Genomic DNA, 14,312 nt, shown 5'->3' with positions numbered 1-14,312 from the left:
TCATGGTATACATGAAAGACGGCTTTTTTTATAGGGATACACGGTATTGTGTATAATCCGCATTTTAATGGACAAGCTCTATTATTGCATTGCGGGTACAGGTACTTTTTGCACCTGATCGATCGTACCCCCACCCAGGCAGACCTCTCCGTCGTAGAAAACAACGGCTTGTCCTGGCGTGATGGCTTTTTGCTGCTGGTCAAATTGTACATCCACACTTCCATCTTCCTGCCAGGTCAATGTTACACCTTGATCCGGCTGACGATAGCGGAATTTGGCAGTACAACGGTATGGCACATTAGGCATGTGCTCTGCACCAGCAATCCAGTTCACACCCGTTGCGGTAAGACCAGTGGAGTACAGGCTTGCATGGGCATCGCCCTGAACAACAAGCAGTTGATTCTTCTCCAGGTTCTTGTCTGCAACAAACCAGGGTTCACCATTGCCGGAACCACCAATGCCAAGACCTTGGCGCTGTCCAAGTGTGTAGTACATCAGACCGTCGTGGCGACCTTTGACTTCACCGGTTGCGATATCAACCATGTCTCCACCTTTGGCAGGCAGATAGTTACTCAGGAACTCTTTGAAATTACGCTCACCGATGAAGCAGACACCTGTGCTGTCTTTTTTCTTGGCAGTATACAAACCAGCCGCTTCTGCGATTTTGCGTACTTCCGGTTTGGGCAGATGACCAATCGGGAACATGGCTTTGGACAGCTGGTTCTGATTGAGTGCGTTAAGGAAATACGTTTGATCCTTATTGTTGTCCACACCACGAAGCAACTTGAGTGTGCCATCTTCTTCAATCAGACGAGCATAGTGTCCTGTGGCTACATAATCTGCGCCGAGATCCAGAGCTTTGTTCAGGAATTCACCAAATTTGATCTCACGATTACACATGACATCCGGATTTGGCGTGCGGCCCGACTTATATTCATCAAGGAAATAGGTAAATACTTTATCAAAATATTCTTTCTCGAAGTTGACAGTGTAGTAAGGAATGCCGATCTGTTCACATACGCGGCGTACATCCTCTGAATCTTCTTCAGCGGTACAGTGGCCGAACTCGTCGGTGTCATCCCAGTTTTTCATGAAAATGCCGATGACATCGTACCCTTGCTCTTTCAGCAGCAGTGCGGTAACGGAAGAATCGACACCTCCGGACATGCCAACGACGACCCGTGTATTTTCAATTGTTTTGGACATCGTTATCACCATTTCTATATATAAATGTGTTTCGTTTCTTATTCTAGCATAACCGGACTCAAGATACGATACACCCGGCCAATTTTGGATAGTGTCCACCACAGACGCACATTTTGGAATATCGTCAATCTTTCTTTTCCATAAAGCATGCAGATATGTTAACATTAGCTGAGGGTTATGATCGGAATACGGAGGATTAGAAGGTTTATGCTAATCTCAATGCATCTCCGCTGTGGACAGATCGTGAAACAGACGGTCATGGACCATAGGATTAAATATAAAGTTTCCAATCGTTTCTGAAAATTGAAAGAGGTGACTCCTTTGAAAATATCGACAAAAGGCCGTTACGGCCTCACAATCATGATGGAGCTTGCTGCCAGAATAGGCGAAGGCCCTACATCACTTAAAAGCATTGCTGAGCGCAACCAGCTCTCGGAGCATTACTTGGAGCAACTGATTGCTCCACTGCGTAATGCAGGACTGGTGAAAAGCATTAGAGGTGCTTACGGCGGTTATATCCTTGCGGGTGATCCTGCAACCGTGACTGCAGGCGATGTAATCCGTGTACTGGAAGGGCCAATCTCTCCAGTAGACTTCACGGAGGAAGATGATCCGGCGAAGCGTGATCTGTGGTTGCGTATTCGTGACGGGATTGCGGAAGTATTGGATTCCACAACACTGAAAGACCTGATTACCTTCCAGGATCAGGACAAAAAAGACAGCTACATGTTTTACATTTAAGGTCACTAATTCGCATCACAGAAGACACAATAAAGCCTCCAATTTGGGGGCTTTAGACATGCCAATGGGTACTTTGTTCTTCAATTTCTGCAGATCATTTTAATTGAGCAGGGCTATGTATTCAGCCGCGGGATTAACAAGATGGTCAAGTGTGAACTTAACTGGATCACTTGTAAATCAGCGACTTTTTAAGGTTTCTATATCAGCTTCCAAGCGTAACTGACGGCGATTCAAAATATCAATGCTGTGCTGATGGGTATTCAATTCGGTAGTTACTTTGCGTTCAGAGGCGGATTGGGAAGCGTCAAGACGTTTCGTAACTGTCAATGTTTCCAGAACAGCTTGTTGAAGAAGCGGAATGTTTTTAGTTTGTTCCTCAATAGCATTGAGTGTGCGATCAACAGTGTCGAGTCTGCTCTCTACGGCACCGAGCCTCTCTTCCATAGCATCAAACCGGTGGTCTATTTTTCCAAGATGTCCATCAATACTGTCGAATCGTTTGTCCATTTGTTGAAGCTGATTCAGAATCTGCCTGAGAATGGGATTACTCATGTCTCTCTCTCCTTTTTGAAATGGATATATAACATTATACACGAAGATGTGACAATAGAGCATCCGTTTCAGTTTCCAATTTTGACAGTTTGCCATGAGATAGAAATTTAACATATAACGGGGTGAAGATAAATGAAACGAATTTATTTGGATCACGCCGCATCGACACCTATGCATCCACAAGTCGCAGAAGCGATGATGAACGTCATGACAGGACAATTTGGCAATGCATCAAGTATCCATGCCTTTGGGCGTGAGGCCAAACGGACTGTCAGCGGAGCAAGGGATGTCATTGCGGCGTCTTTGGGCTGTTTCCCGGACGAATTGGTATTCACTGGAGGCGGCACGGAGAGCGACAATCTGGCAATCTTTGGAGCAGTCTCATCCAGGCAGGATAAGGGGAAACACGTCATTACAACCGCAATTGAGCACCACGCTGTCTTGCATACGTGTCAGGAATTGGAGCGGCAAGGTTATGAAGTAACCTATCTATCTGTGGATCGTCATGGACGAATAAATCTGGATGAGTTGCAAGAGGCCATTCGGCCGGATACGGTGCTGATTACCATGATGTATGCCAACAATGAAGTGGGCACCATTCAGCCGATTCGCGAGGTAGGTGAGCTTGCCCGTCAGCATAATATCCTTTTCCATACCGATGCGGTTCAGGCTCTGGGCAGCCAGAATATTTCCTGTAAGGAACTGCCTGTGGATCTGATCAGCTTCTCTGCGCATAAAATCAACGGACCTCAGGGCGTGGGTGCACTCTATGTACGGCGAGGAATTGTGCTGGAAGCAAGAGCTCACGGTGGGTTGCAAGAGCGTCAGCGTCGGGCTGGTACGGAAAATATCGCAGGTATTACCGGATTTGCAGAGGCTCTCAAGATTGCATCAGCACAGACGGAGGTGCATCGTCAGCATGATTTGGAATTGCGTAAACTTTTGTTGGAACAGCTTGAAATTCATGTGGGTACGGAGCACTTTCACGTGAATGGACACCTGGAGCATACGCTGCCAAACATCCTGAATATCAGCTTTCCGGAAGTGTCCACAGAGACGATGTTAATGAATCTGGATATGGAAGGAATTGCTGTTGCAAGCGGTTCTGCCTGCACTTCCGGTTCACTTGAAGTCTCTCATGTGCTCAAAGCGATGAAATTGCCTGAAACATTTTTACACTCTGCGATTCGATTTAGCTGGGGATTGGGTAATACTACGGAAGAAATCATGATAACCGCCGAAAAAATTGGAACCATTCTTGGACGACTGCGTAATAGACCCTAAGGGGAACTTTACACATGGAACAGAAGGAGGGAAGAAGTTCCATTTCATCGGTTGGATAGAAGCGGTTTTGATGATCGGCGTCTGATTGCCACTCATCAACTTTGGGCATACCTAGCAATAGCGCCGCGCCTATTTAATGATAAGAAGATGAGGGGGACCCAGCGATGAAGCTTCAGGAAATGATCGGACTTGCCGTTTTTGATGTTGAGGACGGGAAGCAGGTCGGTAAAATCCAGGATTTCATTGTGAATGATGATTGGGAGATCGAAGGCATTGAGCTTGAGAACAAAGGTCTGTTTACCAATCATGTCAAAATCGTGCAGTGGCAAGATATCGTTGCCTACGGCGAAGATGCCGTCATGATCCGTAATCAACAGGCTGTCCGCAAGACGGGAGCCGACGACATAAAATACACGTACCTCCTCGGTCGGTCTAAATTGAAGGAGATGTCCGTGCTCACCGAAGAAGGTTTGCTGCTCGGGCGTGTCTCCGATGTTTATTTTGACCAAGAGTTGGGAAATACAATAATAGGGATTGAAATTACGGACGGTTTTGTGTCCGATCTGATCGAGGGCCGCAAATGGCTGCCATGTACAAGCGATATGTCCATCGGGGAAAGTGCCATTATGGTGCCGTCTCTGAGTGAACAACGCTTGGAAAATGCCATTCATTCTGTTAATGGATAGGTGAATGAATATGAAATGTCCAAACTGTAGTTCCAAAGATATCGGGAAAATTGGTTCCCACCAGTTTTATTGCTGGGGATGCTTTATCGAATTAACGGTGAACGGTGAGAAAATGTCTGTATATCAGGTGGAAGAAGACGGTACGCTGAGTTCCCTGGATGATCTGTTTTTCGGGGACGAGCTGCCACAAGACTTCCCTCATCTTCACGCTTCTTCTTAATAAGCAGAATAACTTCCTCTATATGCGGTTTCATGACAATGTCTGTCATGGGAGGCTGTCGCTAATTGTTGGCAGATGTATATAGATGCGGTTACATAGTGGTTCGGCTGGTGTATGGTTGATTATATGCTAACCCGTACTGCAAAATGCGCTTCCTTCTCTGATGAAGGAGGCGTTTTTTTTGGGTTTAAGAAAAAATGTTCGGATTACTCCTTTCCACTTTTGCGCTGTGTTAATAAATATTACCTTTCCTACATATACTGACTCTCAGAGCCAGTCCAAAAGGAGAGATGCAAGTGGAGCAATTAACCAAAAACAAGCTGTTCCGTTACGCGATCTGGCTGCTGCTCGGATTGATCATTTTATATTTTATTTGGCTGCTGCGGCCTTTACTGCTTCACATATATGCGTTCCTGAAAACAGTGCTGGCACCCTTTATCGTAGCCCTTATCATATCCTATGTACTTAATCCGATTGTCAGCATGCTGGGAGGGCGCAAGGTGCCGCGTACAATTGCGGTTCTACTCATATATGCCTTTTTCCTGACATGCCTCGGTGTCATTCTGATGAATGTCATTCCGGTATTGATTGAACAGCTGGGGGAACTCAACGAGCATATGCCGGAGCTATCCATGCGTGCCCAGAGCCTGATGAACAATATGGATCACAAATTAATGCCGCCAAGTGTGCGAACAGGCATGAACAGTTGGTTTTTTCAGATGGAGGATCGACTAACTCAGGGAATTACTGTGCTTATGGACAATATCGGGGCGACCATTAATGTGTTATTCAATGTGTTTATCGTGCCATTTCTGATCTTTTATATGTTAAAAGACTTTGAGGTGTTTGAGCGCACCATTGTGGCGTATCTTCCGCGTTCACGTCGGAAAGCGATTGTCTCGGTGATGAAAGAGATCGATACTGCACTGGGGAACTACATTCGGGGACAGTTTATTGTCTGTGTCATTGTTGGTATCTTTGCCTACATTGGTTATATCGTCATTGATATGCCGTATGCCCTGCTACTTGCAAGCATTGTAGCTGTGTTTAACATTGTGCCCTACTTGGGGCCTTTCCTTGGAGCTGCTCCTGCTGTGGTCATGGCATCAACCGTATCGTTTAAAATGGTACTACTTGTTGTCATTGTGAACACACTGTGCCAGGTGTTGGAGAGTAATGTTATTTCTCCTCAGGTGGTGGGACGTACGTTGCATCTGCATCCACTGTCGATTATATTTGCACTGCTCGTCGGAGGTGAACTGGCAGGCATTGTAGGTTTAATTTTGGCAGTACCCGTTTTTGCCGTGCTGAAGGTGATTGTGCAACACTTTTTCGCCTATTACATCAAACGAAGGACCGACTAAATAGCAGGGTTAAAACATCAACGAGGCCGCGTTGACACCCGCTTGTGCTACCGATATAATGAGTGTGTATGTTGAGAACATGAAATCGATGATGAAATAAAGTACGCCGAGGGTTCCTTTCCTCAGAGAATAGACTTCATCGGATCAGGGTGAGCCTGAACTGATGGCTGGAAGAGTCTTGAAAGATGAAGCGGCGGAAAGCTAATTTCGGAGTGCAGGACAACCCTGCCGGGAGCGACCGTTATTTCGCATTAACGAGGAGATTGTTTGTTTGTCCGGGCAGCAAGGGATGAACAGCAATAACCAGGGTGGTACCGCGATAACATCGTCCCTGATTATTCAGGGGCGTTTTTTGTGTTTATTTTTACAAAAACAATGTTGACCAACCGGAGCGAATACGCAACGGACTATTATAATTTAATGGGGGCATCCAGTATGAAAGCCAGTGAAATCCGGTCCAAATGGATAGAGTTTTTTGCAAGTAAAGGTCACAAAATCGAGCCGAGCGCATCGCTCGTGCCTCACAACGATCCTTCTCTTTTGTGGATCAATGCAGGTATGGCACCGCTCAAACCATATTTTGACGGACGTGAGAAGCCGGAGAACCCGCGTCTAGCGAACTCCCAAAAATGTATCCGTACCAATGATATCGAGAATGTTGGTAAAACGCGTCGTCACCATACGTTCTTCGAAATGCTCGGCAACTTTTCTATTGGAGATTACTTCAAGGAAGAGACCGTAACATGGGCTTGGGAATTCTTGACCAGCAAAGAGTGGATCGGATTCGATCCGGAACGTCTTTCCGTAACGGTATATCCGGAAGATGAAGAAGCTTTCAAACTGTGGAACGAAAAAGTAGGACTGCCTGCTGAGCGTATCATTAAATTGGATGAAAACTTCTGGGATATCGGCGAAGGCCCATGTGGACCTTGTACCGAGATCTTCTATGACCGCGGCGAAGCTTACGGAAACGACATGAGCGATCCTGAAATGTATCCAGGTGGGGAAAACGAACGTTACCTGGAAGTATGGAATCTGGTATTCTCCCAGTTCAACCATAACAAGGACGGCAGCTACACACCGCTTCCTAACAAAAACATTGATACAGGTGCAGGTTTGGAGCGTTTTGCTTCCATTCTGCAAAATGTGGATTCCAACTTCGACACAGACCTGTTCCAACCGATGATTCAAAGAACAGCCGCTCTTGCGGGTGTGAAATATAACGACAGCGTAGAGATTGATGTTGCATTGAAAGTCATTGCCGATCATATCCGTACGGTTGCTTTTGCAGTAGGTGATGGCGTTCTGCCAAGTAATGAAGGACGTGGATATGTCATCCGTCGCTTGCTTCGCCGTGCAGTTCGTTATGGAAAAGTGCTTGGACTTGACCGTCCATTCCTGTATGAATTGACAACAACCGTTGGTGAAGTGATGGGCATGTACTACCCTGAGGTAGTAGACAAACAGGAGTTCATCGCCAAAGTAATCAAAACCGAGGAAGAGCGTTTCCACGAAACACTAACAGATGGTCTGGCTATTCTGGCTGATATCAGCGGCACAGCCAAATCCGAAGGACGCACCGTTATTAGCGGACCTGAAGCTTTCAAACTGTATGATACGTACGGTTTCCCGTTTGACCTGACAGAAGATTATGCTGCAGAGCATGGTCTGACTGTGGACCGTGAAGGTTTTGATGCTTCCATGCAGAAACAACGTGAGCTTGGACGTGCTGGGCGTCAAGAGAACGAGAGCATGAAAGTCCAAGGCGGACCACTTGCTGATCTGGAGGTTAAAAGCGAGTTTGTTGGTTATACTGACCTGTTGACGGAAGCAAAAGTGGTAGCCATCGTAGCTGGTGACGCCCTTGTTGAATCTGTAGGCGAAGGACAGACGTGTCAGGTTGTTCTGGACAAGACTCCGTTCTACGCGGAAAGTGGCGGTCAAGTGAGTGATCAGGGCTTGCTGCGAGGTGCTGGTGTAACAGCAAAAGTACAAGGTTTGTTCAAAGCTCCACTCGGACAACATGTACATCTGGTGACTGTGGAGTCTGGTGAACTGCGTGTAGGTGATGTGATCAACGCCGAAGTAGACTCAGCGAAACGTGGCGACATTATCAAAAACCATACGGCTACCCACTTGCTGCACAAGGCACTCAAAGATGTGCTCGGCACACACGTAAACCAGGCAGGATCGCTCGTAGAGCCACAGCGTCTGCGGTTTGACTTCTCTCACTTCGGTAGTATTACGCCGGAAGAGTTGACAGAGATTGAACGTCAGGTGAATGAACAGATCTGGAATCGTCTGAACGTGAACATCGAGCTGAAAGCTATTGATGAAGCCAAAGAAATGGGTGCAATGGCCCTGTTTGGCGAAAAATATGGAGATATTGTACGTGTTGTTCAAGTCGGAGACTACAGTTTGGAACTTTGTGGCGGCTGTCACGTAAATAATACTTCAGAGATCGGAATCTTCAAACTGGTGAGCGAGAGCGGAATTGGCTCCGGCGTACGCCGGATCGAAGCTGTAACTGGCCGCGGCGCATATCTGTATGTGGAAAGCCAGTTGGAACTGCTTAAACAATCAGCAACACTGCTCAAAGCAAATGTGGCTGATGTACCTAAACGGATTGAAGGTCTGAACCAACAACTGAAAGAAGCAGCCAGAGAGACTGAATCCCTGCAAAGCAAGCTGAGTGCCATGGAAGCGGGTCAATTGACCGATCAAGTGGTACAAGCAGGAAATACACAATTGCTGGCAGCACGCGTAGATGCTCCGAACATGGATGCGTTGCGTACAGTGGCAGATGAGTTGAAAGTAAAATTGCCTAACGCGGTACTCGTATTGGGTGCTCCAGCGGACGGCAAAGTGAATTTTGTTGTAGCAGTACCTGCTGAACAAGTAAAACAAGGATTACACGCAGGCAAAATCGTCAAAGAAGTCGCAGCAGTGTGCGGCGGTGGCGGTGGCGGACGTCCAGATATGGCGCAAGCCGGAGGTAAGGATGCGACCAAGCTGGATGAAGCGCTGAAACTGGCGGTTTCTCTGGTTAGCGGGCATAATGCATAAATCCATTGAGTGGCTTTCAATCGTCAAAAAATAAATCGAAATGGTTCTGTTCGTTTATTTTTTGTACCCGAGAGCGTGTGGAATCGAATGATGCAATATGCTGAAGCCAGTAAAGGACAAGCAAAAAACACAATTGCCTTATCCTTTGTTTACTTGTGGCAGTCAGAATATGTTATTATATAAACAGAAATCAATTCGGCAGGACATGGTCCCCATGTTCATGCAGGAGCGAGGTGTCATCAATGGACTCCATGGATAAGACGGTTAAATTTAATGTGAAAGGTGACGAACAGGAAGCATCATCCAAAGAGATTCTTCTCACGGTATATGATGCATTGGTCGATAAGGAGTATAATCCAATCAACCAGATTGTTGGGTATCTGATTTCCGGAGACCCGGCATACATTCCTCGTCACAACAACGCACGTAGTCTGGTCCGTAAAAAGGAGCGCGATGAGCTGATTGAAGAGCTTGTACGTTCCTATCTGGCCAATCACCGGTAATGTACGCCGCTTCCGCTGTGTTGCAGCCTTGCAGACAGCGGGAAATGAACCGACAGAAGACAGCCTGAAGCTTGAGAAGGCGATTATTCGTAATCGACCTGAGCAGGCCCCAGGATGGGAGAGCATGGATGAAAATATTAGGTTTGGACTATGGGGACCGAAGAATCGGAGTTGCCGCGAGTGACGCCTTCGGTTGGACTGCCCAGGGATTGGAAGTGCTAGAACGCCGCCGTGATGAAGGCGAGTTCGCTCGGATTGCCGAACTTGTGCGTGAGCATGAGATTAGTGAGATCGTAGTCGGACTTCCCAAAAACATGAACGGCACCGTAGGACCGCGCGGTGAGATATGCATTGCTTTTGCCGATCGACTGCGGGATGAACTGAATTTACCTGTTCACCTTTGGGATGAACGGCTGACAACCATGGCAGCAGAACGTACGCTGATCGAAGCGGATGTCAGTCGGAAAAAACGCAAGCAGGTTGTGGACAAAATGGCCGCAAGCTTGATTTTGCAAAATTATTTGGATGCCAATAGTAGAAGGTGAGGGGGATCAACAATGGCTGAAGATCAACTGGGTATGGAAGAAGAAGCGGAAATTATTTACATTGCGGATGACGAGGGTAATGAAGAGGAATTCGAAGTCATCATGAAGTTTGAAGTAGATGGTTCGGAGGCCAAGTACATGATGGTTGCTCCGGTTGAACCTGAAGATGGCGAAACGGATGTATATGCATTCCGTTATGAAGAAGAGGGCGACGATATTAAACTTTTCGTCATCCAAGATGATGCCGAATGGGATATCGTCGAGGAGACGTTTAATACATTTCTTGCTGAAGATGAAGAGGAAGCGAACTAAATGACGGAATATAGCCGCAAAGACCTGAAATGGACAGATTCACTGCGTCTGGCATTCGGTGCTCATGTTGAGCTCGAGGAAGAGAACGGTAAATCACAACCGTATGACTTGTTGGCTGAGTTCGAAGTGAACGGTCAACAGTACGCGGTGCTCCGCAGTTCGTTGCGACCTTATGACGAGGTTGAACTTCTGCGGGTATCACCTGGAAGTGAAGACCAGATCATGCCAGAGTTAGTTACGATCGACGATGACGATGAGTGGGAGAACATCTCGGAACTGTATGATGAGTGTACACTCCCCATTGACGAAGATTAAATCAGCTTCAAATTGAAGAAACCGGGAGGGCGGAGAAGTCCGCTCTTTTTGGTTGTGTAAAGGAGTTGTTTCTTTTTTGAAAGGGAAAGCAATTGTAGTCATACTGCTTATCATTGTAGTTCTTGTCGGAGGCGCAGGCGGTTACGTGTGGAGTATGATGCGTCCTGTGGAAGCTTCTACAGAACCGGTCGTATTCGAGATTAAGAGCGGATCGGGAACTTCGAAAATCGCGGATCAGCTTCAAGAAGAAGGCCTCATTCGAAGTGGGTTAACCTTCAAAGGGTATTTAAAGTGGAAGAAACTGGGTTCTAATTTCATGGCGGGTACATATTCAATGAATCCTGGCGTGACATATGATGAGATTGTTAGCAAGCTGAGTAGTGGCGAAGTTGTACCGGAAGAAATGGTGAAATTTACGATTCCGGAGGGTTATAACGTTCTGCAAATGGCGGGTAAGCTTTCTTATGAGCATGTAGTAGATCGGGATGAATTCATCAAGCTGGCCAATGATCCTTCGGCCTTTGATGTAGATATCATCAAAGATATTCCAGTGGATGAAGAACTTCGCTACGTATTGGAAGGGTATCTATTCCCGGATACGTATGAGATGAAAAAGGGAAGTTCCACGCATGATGTGATGCAACGGATGCTGGAAGAATTCCAGACCAAGATTAATTCCATTCCTGATTTGGAAGCCAAGCTCCAGGAAAAGAACCTTTCCCTGCATGAACTGCTGACGATCGCGTCACTCGTGGAGAAAGAAGTTGTAGTGGACGAGGAACGTGCTCTGGTTGCAGGTGTAATCTACAATCGGATCAATCAGGATATGAAGCTGGAGATTGATGCTACCGTGCAATATCTGCTCGACAGACCGAAGGAACGATTGTTTTTCAAGGATCTAAAGGTGAAAAGTCCCTATAATACGTATCTGAACAAAGGCTTGCCACCAGGTCCAATTGCCAGTCCAAGTCTTCCGTCCATTGAGGCAGCGCTAAATCCGGAAGCTTCGGAGTATCTGTTCTATGTGACAAAAAAGGATGGCTCGTCTGGACATCTATTTGCCAAAACGTATAAGGAACACCAGCAAAATATAGCCAAAAGTAAGGCTGCGCAATAAGCGGAGGGGATTATATGAGTAAGAAACATGAACTGCTCGTTACAGCAGCGAATGTGAAAGAGGCAGAAGTGCTGCTCCAGGCTGGAGCAGATGCTCTGGTCATTGGAGATGATCGATTCGGCATGCGTCTTCCAGGCAGCTTTAGCGTGGAAGATACAGCAGAGGTAGTTGCCATTGCAGCCAAACATCAGGCGCGTGTGTATGTATCCATGACTAATCTGATGTCCAACGAACTGTTGAAAGAATTGCCTGAATATGTTCAAGCACTTGGCAGGATCGGTATTGATGGTGTGGAGTTTAATGACCCATCCGTGCTGGCCACCATGAAGGAATACGCTCCACATGTGAAGCTGCACTGGAATGCGGAGATGACTTCAACGAACTATGCGACGGCCAACTATTGGGGAACCAAGGGAGCGAGTCGCGTTGTACTTGCCCGAGAGCTGAATATGGACGAGTTGACGGAAATGGTTCCTTTTTTGAAGGTGGAAGCTCAGGTTCAGGTGCATGGCATGACGAATATTTATCATTCCAAGCGCAGTCTGGTACAAAGTTACATGGCTCATCAAGGGCGGCCGGTTGAGGGACATCTGGGGAAAGAGCGGGGATTGTTCCTGATCGAGGCTGAACGTCGGGATGAGAAATTCCCGATCTACGAGGATATTAACGGTACACACATTATGAGCTCAGAGGATATATGTATCCTCGAAGATCTTCATCTGTTGATGGAGGCGGGTGTGCACAGTTTCAAAATTGAAGGTATGTTAAAGTCGCTCACCTACAATGAAGCTGTTGTACGTGCATATCGGACAGCGATTGACAGTTATATAGCCGATGCTGATGCATATGCGTTCTCTGAAGAGTGGCTCGCTGAGGTGCGGAAGTTACAGGACCCTGAACGTGAATTGTCGTTTGGATTTTTCTATAAAGAACAAGTGTATTAATAGACGAGGTGAACAGAATGGAAACAGTGGCGGTACAGCGGAAGTTCTCGGGGAAACGTAACCGTCTGGACAAACCGGAGCTGCTAGCTCCGGCGGGTAATCTGGAAAAACTGAAATTTGCGATCCATTACGGTGCAGATGCCGTATATATCGGTGGACAAGCCTATGGACTGCGTTCCAACGCGGATAACTTCAGCTTTGAAGAGATGCGTGAAGGTGTGGAGTTTGCCAAAAAGTATGGAGCCAAAGTGTTCGTAGCGACAAACATCTATGCACATAATGAGGATGTTGAGGGTATCGAAACGTACCTGCAAAACCTCTATAATGCGGGAATCTCTGCGATCATCGTAGCTGATCCGGCTATTATTGAAGTAGCCCTTCGTGCTGTGCCAGGCCTTGAGGTACATCTAAGTACTCAACAATCCACACTCAACTGGCAAGCCGTGAAGTTCTGGAAAGATGAAGGACTTCCACGTGTTGTTCTCGGACGTGAGACCAGCTTTGAAGAGATTGAAGAAATCAAGGCCAATGTGGATATTGAAATTGAAGCCTTTATTCATGGGGCGATGTGTTCGTCGTATTCCGGACGTTGTGTGCTCTCCAATCACTTTACGGATCGTGACTCCAACCGGGGCGGCTGTTGCCAGTCTTGTCGCTGGAAGTATGATCTGTTTGAGGATGCGAGAGAAGATACGGTGTGGGTCAGCGAAGAGGACATGCAGATGAAGGCACCTGCACCATTCAAACTGGGTGAGAATCAGCTTCCTCTGTTCCAGGAACAGGATAATTCATTCTCCATGGGATCTAAGGATCTGTGCATGATTGGCCATATTCCCGAGTTGATTGATGTGGGCGTGGACAGTTTCAAGATCGAAGGGCGTATGAAATCGATCCACTACGTGGCAACTGTGGTTAACGTATACCGTCAAGCTATTGATGCCTATATGGCAGACCCGGAAAATTATGTTCTGAAACCTGAATGGGTTGAAGAAATGAACAAAGCGGCGAATCGCCCGCTGAATACCGGATTTTTCTATGATACACCAGACCATGAAGATCATATCTATGAACCGGAAGAAAAGGCTGTACCTTTTGACTTCGCTGGATTGGTCATGGGGTATGATGCTGAAACAGGAATGGCAACCATTCAACAGCGCAATCACTTCAAACCAGGACAGGAAATTGAATTTTTCGGCCCGGGAGGTCACTTTTTCAAACAGGTCGTCGGTGAAATACAGGATGAAGAAGGCAATGTTCTAGATGCTGCTCGTCACCCGTTGCAACTGATTAAAATGAAGGTAGATCAACCGGTTTCGTACTTCGATATGATGAGAAAAAAGAAGTAGGCTCAAATACCTACAATGTGTCAATATTGTATTATGATTTAACAACATAGTGTTATGAAATTTACATGGGGACCTCCGTTTATCGGCAGATGGGGGTCTTTTTTTTATAGA

Annotated in this window: 15 protein-coding genes; 13 read left to right on the top strand and 2 right to left on the bottom strand. The window is 46.6% G+C overall.

Going from position 1 to position 14,312, the window contains the following annotated elements; translation table 11 throughout:
- Window positions 1–81 precede the first annotated feature (81 nt).
- Entirely contained in the window at window positions 82–1,206 is a 1,125-nt protein-coding gene (gene mnmA / locus NST38_RS23730) for a tRNA 2-thiouridine(34) synthase MnmA (RefSeq protein ID WP_036616942.1), read from the bottom strand.
- Between the two features lie 321 nt (window positions 1,207–1,527).
- On the opposite strand from mnmA, the gene cymR reads away from it, so the two are divergent.
- Window positions 1,528–1,947: a cysteine metabolism transcriptional regulator CymR gene (cymR, locus tag NST38_RS23725; protein WP_017686811.1), complete on the top strand. Its 420-nt coding sequence runs from the start codon at window positions 1,528–1,530 to the stop codon at window positions 1,945–1,947.
- A 177-nt stretch (window positions 1,948–2,124) separates the two neighbouring features.
- Here the strand turns inward: cymR and NST38_RS23720 are convergent, their stop codons facing one another.
- Entirely contained in the window at window positions 2,125–2,499 is a 375-nt protein-coding gene (locus NST38_RS23720) for a hypothetical protein (protein WP_076252947.1), read from the bottom strand.
- Window positions 2,500–2,631: 132 nt separating this feature from the next.
- Here NST38_RS23720 and NST38_RS23715 point away from each other — a divergent pair, with 132 nt between their 5' ends.
- The 12 genes from NST38_RS23715 to NST38_RS23660 all read left to right on the top strand — a co-directional run bounded on the left by NST38_RS23715 (window position 2,632) and on the right by NST38_RS23660 (window position 14,201).
- A complete protein-coding gene (locus NST38_RS23715) occupies window positions 2,632–3,783 on the top strand; it encodes a cysteine desulfurase family protein (protein ID WP_036674524.1) in 1,152 nt (383 codons plus the stop codon).
- Between the two features lie 164 nt (window positions 3,784–3,947).
- Window positions 3,948–4,469: a PRC-barrel domain-containing protein gene (locus NST38_RS23710; protein ID WP_017686814.1), complete on the top strand. Its 522-nt coding sequence runs from the start codon at window positions 3,948–3,950 to the stop codon at window positions 4,467–4,469.
- Between the two features lie 10 nt (window positions 4,470–4,479).
- Entirely contained in the window at window positions 4,480–4,689 is a 210-nt protein-coding gene (locus NST38_RS23705) for a hypothetical protein (protein ID WP_017686815.1), read from the top strand.
- Window positions 4,690–4,985: 296 nt separating this feature from the next.
- Window positions 4,986–6,053: an AI-2E family transporter gene (locus NST38_RS23700; protein ID WP_076212453.1), complete on the top strand. Its 1,068-nt coding sequence runs from the start codon at window positions 4,986–4,988 to the stop codon at window positions 6,051–6,053.
- 435 nt (window positions 6,054–6,488) lie between these two features.
- Entirely contained in the window at window positions 6,489–9,119 is a 2,631-nt protein-coding gene (gene alaS, locus NST38_RS23695; RefSeq protein WP_076252946.1) for an alanine--tRNA ligase, read from the top strand.
- 242 nt (window positions 9,120–9,361) lie between these two features.
- Entirely contained in the window at window positions 9,362–9,622 is a 261-nt protein-coding gene (locus tag NST38_RS23690; RefSeq protein WP_036616950.1) for an IreB family regulatory phosphoprotein, read from the top strand.
- Between the two features lie 128 nt (window positions 9,623–9,750).
- On the top strand, window positions 9,751–10,167 hold the full coding sequence (ruvX, locus tag NST38_RS23685; RefSeq protein ID WP_036616953.1) for a Holliday junction resolvase RuvX: 417 nt from the start codon (window positions 9,751–9,753) through the stop codon (window positions 10,165–10,167).
- 12 nt (window positions 10,168–10,179) lie between these two features.
- Window positions 10,180–10,479, top strand: a complete 300-nt coding sequence (locus tag NST38_RS23680; RefSeq protein WP_017686820.1) for a DUF1292 domain-containing protein — start codon at window positions 10,180–10,182, stop codon at window positions 10,477–10,479.
- A complete protein-coding gene (locus tag NST38_RS23675) occupies window positions 10,480–10,794 on the top strand; it encodes a DUF1292 domain-containing protein (protein ID WP_047844066.1) in 315 nt (104 codons plus the stop codon).
- A 76-nt stretch (window positions 10,795–10,870) separates the two neighbouring features.
- Window positions 10,871–11,911 (top strand): endolytic transglycosylase MltG, encoded by a 1,041-nt coding sequence (mltG, locus tag NST38_RS23670; protein ID WP_256720109.1) that lies wholly within the window; start codon window positions 10,871–10,873, stop codon window positions 11,909–11,911.
- Between the two features lie 14 nt (window positions 11,912–11,925).
- On the top strand, window positions 11,926–12,855 hold the full coding sequence (locus tag NST38_RS23665; RefSeq protein ID WP_076252945.1) for a peptidase U32 family protein: 930 nt from the start codon (window positions 11,926–11,928) through the stop codon (window positions 12,853–12,855).
- 17 nt (window positions 12,856–12,872) lie between these two features.
- Entirely contained in the window at window positions 12,873–14,201 is a 1,329-nt protein-coding gene (locus tag NST38_RS23660; RefSeq protein ID WP_076252944.1) for a peptidase U32 family protein, read from the top strand.
- Window positions 14,202–14,312 lie beyond the last annotated feature (111 nt).

The organism is Paenibacillus sp. FSL H8-0104 (assembly GCF_038050215.1).
Lineage (GTDB): Bacteria > Bacillota > Bacilli > Paenibacillales > Paenibacillaceae > Paenibacillus > Paenibacillus amylolyticus.
This window is presented reverse-complemented; position numbering and strand designations above follow the sequence as displayed.